Source organism: Pseudomonas ovata (assembly GCF_003131185.1).
GTDB lineage: Bacteria > Pseudomonadota > Gammaproteobacteria > Pseudomonadales > Pseudomonadaceae > Aquipseudomonas > Aquipseudomonas ovata.
In genome coordinates this window covers 687234-695081 of the sequence record NZ_QFFU01000001.1, presented here as the reverse complement: position 1 = coordinate 695081, position 7848 = coordinate 687234, and the positions used below count along the sequence as shown (strand labels likewise).

The following is a 7848-nucleotide window of genomic DNA, read 5'->3' as shown; positions in this document are numbered from 1 at the left end:
TTCCAGGCGTCGTATGTCGAGCCGGGTACGGTGCTGGAGCGACAAATCGCGGCGATCTGGGCTGATGTGCTGAAGCTTGAGCAGGTGGGGCTGAACGATAACTTCTTCGAGTTAGGGGGCGACTCGATCATTTCCTTGCAGGTCGTAAGCCGTGCCCGGCAGGCAGGTATCCGCTTCACGCCCAAAGAGCTGTTCCAGCATCAGACCGTACAGGGACTGGGGACAGTGGCACGATATGCCGAAGAAGTGTTCATCAACCAGCAGCCAGTCACAGGGCAGATGCCGTTGACGCCTATCCAGCATTGGTTCTTTGCACAAGATATTCCCGAGCGTCATCACTGGAATCAGTCAGTGTTGTTGAGGCCCGGCAGGCGGATAGATCCGGAGCGTCTGAATGCTGCCTTGCACGTCTTGCTTGAGCATCACGATGCCCTGCGTCTGCGTCTTGAGGAGCGCAAGGGTGAGTGGCTGGCAGAGTTCGAAGCTCTAGGGCCTGCACAGGTGCTGTTGACCCGCCAGTTAAACGATGACAATGAGTTGGAGCCTGTTGTCAACGAGGTCCAGCGAAGCTTGAATCTGGGACAGGGGCCGCTGTTGGCTGCAGCGTTGCTGGCCTTGCCTGACGGCAGCCAACGGTTCTTGCTGGTGATTCACCATCTGGTCGTGGATGGCGTTTCCTGGCGCGTGCTTCTTGAGGATCTGCAACAGGCTTATCAACAACTGTCCGAAGGCCAAACGGTCCGGCTTCCGGCCAAGTCCAGCGCCTTCAAGACATGGGCCGAACATCTACAACGCCATGCAACGAGTCCTGCGCTCGAACAGGAACTGGAATACTGGCAACAACAACTGCAGGATGTAAGCGATTATCTGCCTTGCCATAACCCTCATGCTTCGCGCCAGCAAAAGGATGCCGGGTATGCCAACACCCGCCTGGACAAAGAATGGACACGTCATTTGCTGCAAGAGGCGCCGATGGCCTACAGGACGCAGGTCAACGATCTATTGTTGGCTGCCCTGGCGCGCGTAATCAGCCGTTGGACCGGGCAGTCGAACGTGCTGGTTCGCCTGGAAGGGCATGGCCGTGAGGACTTGTTTGATGAGGTCGACCTGACCCGGACGGTAGGTTGGTTCACGAGCATGTACCCGGTCCGGCTAAGCCCATACGCAGAGCCTGCACGTTCGATCAAGTCGATAAAAGAGCAACTGCGAGCGGTGCCAAACAAGGGCATCGGCTATGGGTTGCTGCGTCATATGGGCAATGCGGGTAGCCAGGCAATACTTGAGCGGCTACCCCAGGGTGAGATTGTCTTCAACTACCTGGGACAGCTCGACGCCAGCTTTGATGATCCTGCAGGATTGTTCGCGCTGGCGAAGGAAGGAAGTGGCGCGGCCATGGCCGGGCAGGCGCCGCTGGCCAGTCTGTTGGCCCTCAATGGTCAGGTCTACGACGGCGAGTTGAGCCTGGACTGGCTTTTCAGCCGAGAAGTGTTCGACGAACGCACGATTGGGCAATTGGCAAGCGAGTATGCCGATGAACTTAAAGTCCTGATCGCCCATTGCTGCGATGAGCGCAATCGGGGGGTGACACCGTCAGACTTCCCGTTGGCCAGCCTGGGGCAGGCGCATCTGGACAGCCTGCCGATTCCCGCCACTCAAATCGCCGATATCTATCCATTGTCGTCGATGCAGCAAGGTATTTTGTTTCATGCGCTTTACGATCACCAAGGTGTTGATTACGTCAACCAGATGCGGGTGGACGTTCGTGGCTTGAACGTCGAGCGCTTTCGGCAAGCCTGGCAGGATACGGTGAAGGCTCACGATATCTTGCGTACAGCATTCGTCTTGCAGGCCGATCTTGACGCTCCTATACAGGTGGTTCTCAAGCAGGCGAAGCTAGCGTTCACGAGTGTTGACCTATCCTGCGATATACACCCTGTGACTAACCTGGATGAGTTGGCAACCCAGGAGCGAGCGCAGTGCTTTGTCCTCGATGACGCCCCCTTGATAAGGTTTGTCGTGGCGACTGTAGGCGGTGACAGGTGCCATCTGATTTATACAAGCCATCATCTCTTGCTGGATGGCTGGAGCGGCTCAAATTTGCTGGGTGAGCTCTTCTCGCGCTATGCGGGCGTCGAGGTGCCTGGCAATGCCGGACGTTTTGCTGACTTCATCGCCTGGCATCAACGCCAGGACATCGAGGCCGCCAAGCGCTTCTGGCGTGCACAGCTTGCCAATGTGCAAAGAGGCACGTTGATTTCACAGAGCGCTCTCATCAATGGATGCCTGGGTGACGCACGTGACAGGGCGGTGCTCAATAAAAGCCATCGCCAAGTGATGGATCAGGCGCTTACCTCTCGATTGAAACTGTTTGCGCGTCAACACAAGGTGACGGTCAACACCTTGGTGCAGTCCGCATGGGCAATGCTGCTAGGTTTCTATACCGAACAGACGACAGTGGTATTTGGGGTGACAGTGGCGGGGCGGCCGATGGACATGAAGGAGATCGAGAACCAGATTGGTCTGTTCATCAATACGCTTGCTCTGGTCGTCAACCTGGATAGCCAGAGGACTGTGGGTGAATGGGTGGCGCACGTTCAGGACGATAATTTGAAAGCGCGTACTTATGAATATATTTCCCTGCAGGAGGCTCAGCGACTGACAGCGTGTCGAACGTTGTTCGATACGGTGATTATTTTCGAAAATTACCCCGTCTCGGATGCCGTCCAGAATGCAGGGATCGATAATGTCGTTTTTGAAGGTATGTCCTACCATGAGCAGACAAACTACCCGATCACCCTCTATGTAACCCTGGGTGAGGAACTGGTGCTGGAGTTCAGTTACAAGGCGCTCCTGGATGAGCAGGCACTGGCCAGGCTGGGGGAGCAGTTGCTCATGCTATTGGAAGGGATGGTCACCCTCGGAGGGCAGGCCGCCTTGCAAACACTTCAGTCGACGCTTGGGTGTTCCAGGTCGATACAGGAGCTGCCTCAAGGCACCGTATTGCGCGCAAGCATGCCAGATGCGACGGGGTATCAGCCGCCTGAAACCGAGCGGCAGAAAACACTGTCGCTCATCTGGCAGTCCGTGCTGGGCTGTGAAAAGGTCGGCCTGGATGACAATTTCTTCGAACTGGGGGGGGATTCACTGCTGAGTCTCAAGGTATTGGCCAAGCTGCGGAAGGTGAACGATGGCAGTGTTCAAATGGCGCTGCGCGATCTTTTCGAAAAGCCCACTATCAGGTTGCTGACCTCATAGCCAAGAAGTCAGGTGAGAGACTGCACAGGTCGCTCACTGAGCTTTCAGGCCAGATTCGCCGGGGTGTGGTCTGAGGCCATGGCCCGGCGATTTTTCTTTGCCCGATCAGTTACGCAACGAAAGGCAGGCGTATCGGGTGCAACAGATGTCTTTACCTGATACGGATCGCAGGATGGAGAGTGCGTCCAGCCACAAGGAGCTGCGTCTGGCAGCAAACGCAGCACTTTGGTTCGGGGTAAGCGGCGAGGTTTGATTGATAAGCCAGCGGGATATAGACATCCCGCTGGCTCGGCCTGGGCGGCCAACGTGTTTTTCGCTGACGTTATCAGTAGGTGTATTTGAACGACGTCATGAAGTTGCGCGGTTCGCCATAGACGCCACAGCATCGAGGGCCACCGGCAAAATATTCCTTGTCGAACAGGTTGTTGAGGTTTACAGAAGCGGTGAGGTGTTCGTTGATCTGATAACGGGCCATCAGGTTGACCAGTGCATAGCTGCCCTGAGTGAAGTACTTCAAGTCCGTCCCGGTCTTGCTTTGCCAGTTGATCCCACCGCCTACGGTCATCTTGTCCAGCATGCCCGGCAAACGGTAAGTCGTGAAGGTTTTCACGCTGTGGCGTGGGACTTGGGTAACGATACGTTCCCCCTCGCTGTCTTCGATCACGCTATAGGTGTAGCCACTGGTGAGCTGCCAGCCATCGGCCAGTTCGCCATTGAGCTCCAGTTCGACCCCGCGACTGCTCGTCCCTTGTTCGGAGGTGTAATTGCTGAAGGTCCCGTCATCGATGAGTACGGCAAGGTTGTCCTGCTCGGTTTTGAAGAGCGCAAGATTCGAGGTCAGGCGCCCGTCGTAAAAACTTGCCTTGGCACCGATTTCGTAGCTGCTGCCTTCTTCCGGTGCCAGCGGCGCTCTGTTGACATCCCGTACGTAGACTGGCTGGGGATTGAAGATCTTGGTGTAGCTGGCATACAGCGACCAGGTGTCGTCGAGGTCCTGGACGATCCCGGCATAGGGGATATAGACACCGCTTTCGCGATGGCTGGTTTTGCTGGTGACGCCGCTCAGGTTCGTGCTGTCCCTGTTGCGTTTCCAGTCGGTGACACGGTTGCCTACGATCAGGCTGGTGGAGTCGGTGAGGTGAAAGCGCGCGCTCAAGTAGGCACCGTACTGATATTCGTGCATATCGATATCAGCAGTTTTTGGAAAGTCAGGCTTATTGAGGCTACCGTCCCAGTCCAGGAGATTGGGAATGCTGCCGTTGTAACCTGTGTAGGGATACATCCAGCTGCCGTAGGCAGGTGTGTCTTCAGTCAAATCCGAAAGGGTGGCGCCGGTGATCAGCTCGTGCTCGCGGTTGAATACCGTGAAGGGGCCGGTGGCATACAGGTCCAGGGTATGTTCCTTCGGGTCGCCCCGGAACCGGGCAGGGGCAATGTAGGCGCCGGCGCCCGTGGCCTGGTTGACCGTGCCGCCCATATAAGGGACCACGGCACTGTTGCGGTACTGGTTGTAGCGGTATTCGATCTTGCCACTCCAGCCGGAGTCGAACTGGTGTTCTATCGACGAGAAGACACCACTCAACTCGTTATCGTAGTAGGCCCAGTCCGGCGCATTGTTGGCCGAGCGCTTGAAGTCGATACGCTGGTTATTGCCGTAGTACATCAGGTAACCACTGCGCATGGGCGAGTTGGTGTCGCTGGTCTGAAAGTTGAAGCCGAGCGTCAACAGCGTATTTTCGCTCAGGTCGAACTCACTGATGCCGTACAGCACGGACTCTTCTTTTTCATACCGGTCAATCCAGGCATGCTGGGTTTTATAATCGGCAACCAGACGGCCCCGAACCGTACCTGCGTCATTCAACGGCCCCGATACGTCAAACCCGCTGCCGTAGCGGTCCCAGCTGCCTGCTTCGGCGGTAAAGCTGATTTGCGGGTCAAAGGTAGGGCGCTTGCGGATGAGGTTGATGGTGGCCGACGGTGTCCCCATGCCGCTGATCAAACCGGTCGCGCCGCGAACGATTTCGATGCGATCGTAGGTCACAGCGCTCAGGCGCTGGTTGGCCAGCGACGAGGATGTACGAACCCCGTCGATGGCATAGTTGTTCAGAATGAAGCCACGTGAATAGAGCAAGTCGTTGTCGATGTCGACCCCGGCGTGGCTGACGGTGATACCCGCAGTCGCATCGAGTGCATCTATCACATTTTCGATCCGCTGGTCGTCCAGTCGCTGGCGGGTCAGGACTGTGACCGATTGAGGCGTTTCCTTCGGAGGCAGGTTCAGGCGCGTTGCGCTACTGGCTGAATAGGTCGTATACAGACCGGTTCCTTCGGTGGTGGAGCCAGGCGCCTTGCCGGAGATATTCACCGAGGACAGCTCGAGTGCCTCGTTTGGGCGAGCCTGAAGCGTGATGGTATTGCCGTTCACCTGATAAGCAATGCCCGTCCCCACGAGCAGTGCCTGGATGGATTCTTCAGCCGAGAAATTGCCCTTCAATGTAGGTGAGCTTAACCCCTGAATATCGCTCGGGCCGTACAGGATCTGCATGTCGATCTGTGACGCCAGCGTTTGCAGGGCTTGATCGAGAGGTTGCGCCGGGATGTTCAGCGTCCATTCTTGTGCCTGCACCTGCATACAGGTCATGGCCAGTGCAAGACCCATGGCCGGGAGGCTGCTGAAACGGAATGTTCGGTGATTGATCAGCGCTCGGGTGAGTGGCTTTAGCTCATGAAGTGAGGGCATGGTTTTTCTCGTTATGAAAGATCAGAAAAATTTTAATTGAGAATGGTTTTAATACGCATGTGTAAAACGTTTTAGACCTTAAAACCGGAAAACACACCTGTCGACGGGGTAAGGGGAAGCGATTGGCCAGGCCAGATTGGAGAAATGCGCCCATGTGGCGCGCTTTACTCACACCGTGCGCCTATTGATCAGGCAGGAATTTCCTGACCCTCCAGTTGCTCGCTTACCACCTTGCCGGCGCTCATATGCACCAGTTGATCGGCGATATCAAAATAGCGGTCGTCATGTGAGATGACGATGATGGTCTTGCCCAGTCGCTTCAGGTCCGGTAACAGTTCGGTATAGAAAATCCGGCGGAAAGTCGGGTCTTGGTCGGCCGCCCATTCATCGAACACCAGAACGGGACGGCCTTCTAGCCAGGCACTGAGCAAGGCAAGACGCTTGCGCTGTCCTGTTGATAAATCAGTGGTACTGAAGGCTCCGTCGCGAATACTGACCTTGTGGGCAATTTCAAGACGTTGCAGGTAGCGTTCAGCGTCCTTGGGAACGTCACCGCCCCCCTGGACCAGTTCATCAAACAGGTAATAGTCAGCAAACACGGTGGTGAACAATTGACGATAGTCGTCCCGCGTCTTGGCAATGACAGGCTTGTTGTCCAGGAGTATTTCGCCTTCTTGAGGTGCATAAAGCCCCAACAGCAGTTTGATCAGTGTGGTCTTTCCGCAGCCGTTTTCGCCGACGATGAAGACGATTTCGCCTTCCTTGATGCGCAGGTTTACAGGGCCTAACCGGAACGGTTCGCTATTGTCCACTGCCGGAAAAGCATATTGCACGTCTCGCATCTCCAGGCTTTTTATCGCTTGGGTCTTGTGAGTGGTGTCTTCGAGTAATAAATGTGGCTCCGGGGAAGAAAATTGCTCTGACAGCTCGGCTATCCGACGAAACGCGATCTGCGCCCGGCTGACGATAGGCAGAGTGCCGATTAGATGTTCCAGCGGGCCTTTCATATACAACAAGACCAGAACGAAGCCACTCATCACACTTTTATCGGTCGTGGGCCAGTACGCCTGGAAGGCCAATGCCACACCGATCACTACAAAGAACAGCATCGAGCCAAAGGTCTTGGCGACTACAAAAATATTGATGGCACGGATTTGCAGGTCACGAATAGTGTCGGCAGTTCCCTGAATACGCTGTTCAAACATTCGTTGCCGGCGTGGCCGATTGATGCGCAGTTCCTTGGCGCCTTCAGCAACGGCATTGTAGTATTTCTGCAGTTCATCCTCGGCATCGCGCGCTGCAAAAAAACCTTTGATGCCATGGCTGCGAGCGATGTATTGCACCGTGGTGCCGACTACTATCGCCACCACCATCAGCAGGAACATTGGCCAGGACAGCATCGCCAGGTAACCAAGGCAACCCAAGGTCACCGTTAGCGAGATGGCCAAGGGCGCGAATGCAAAAGCAAAATCACTGACGGTATCGACATCATGGGTCAGCACCGGAATCAGCCGGTGAGTGCGATAGCGTTCGATCTGCTCGATGGGCGCGCAAAGTACTTTCTCTCCAAGTTCCTTGCGCAGCTTGGCGATGATGTGCTGGCCAACATGGTTGGTGCCGATATCGGCCAGAATCGAGCTAACCAACGCCAACAGACAAAGGCCGGCAAAACCCAGCACAACGCCCTGCGTCATGCCGCTATCGGAGTGCAGTACCCCATTTATCGTCGCCAGCAGAATCGTGATGCTCAAGCCGCCCGCCATGCCTAACACAATGCATAGCGTCACGATTGGCCAGAAAGGCTTGAGCAGGGTCAGAAGTTCGCGGGTGGCGCCGCGTGTCGGCTTGGACAT

General features: G+C 55.8%; 3 protein-coding genes. 1 reads left to right on the top strand and 2 read right to left on the bottom strand.

Translation table 11 applies throughout. The features are described 5' to 3' along the window. On the top strand, nucleotides 1–3255 hold a 3255-nt coding region (locus DGA31_RS03095), incomplete at its 5' end, for a condensation domain-containing protein (RefSeq protein WP_241509513.1). 325 nt (nucleotides 3256–3580) lie between these two features. Here DGA31_RS03095 and DGA31_RS03090 read toward each other — a convergent pair. Further along, nucleotides 3581–5995: a TonB-dependent siderophore receptor gene (locus tag DGA31_RS03090; RefSeq protein ID WP_241509512.1), complete on the bottom strand. Its 2415-nt coding sequence runs from the start codon at nucleotides 5993–5995 to the stop codon at nucleotides 3581–3583. 188 nt (nucleotides 5996–6183) lie between these two features. Further along, nucleotides 6184–7848: a cyclic peptide export ABC transporter gene (locus DGA31_RS03085; RefSeq protein ID WP_109511488.1), complete on the bottom strand. Its 1665-nt coding sequence runs from the start codon at nucleotides 7846–7848 to the stop codon at nucleotides 6184–6186.

What these genes read in the sequence shown, in the direction of transcription:
- DGA31_RS03090 (WP_241509512.1), bottom strand. Translation starts at nt 5,995, where the DNA reads ATGCCCTCACTTCATGAGCTAAAGCCACTCACCCGAGCGCTGATCAAT.
- DGA31_RS03085 (WP_109511488.1), bottom strand. Translation starts at nt 7,848, where the DNA reads ATGTCCAAGCCGACACGCGGCGCCACCCGCGAACTTCTGACCCTGCTC.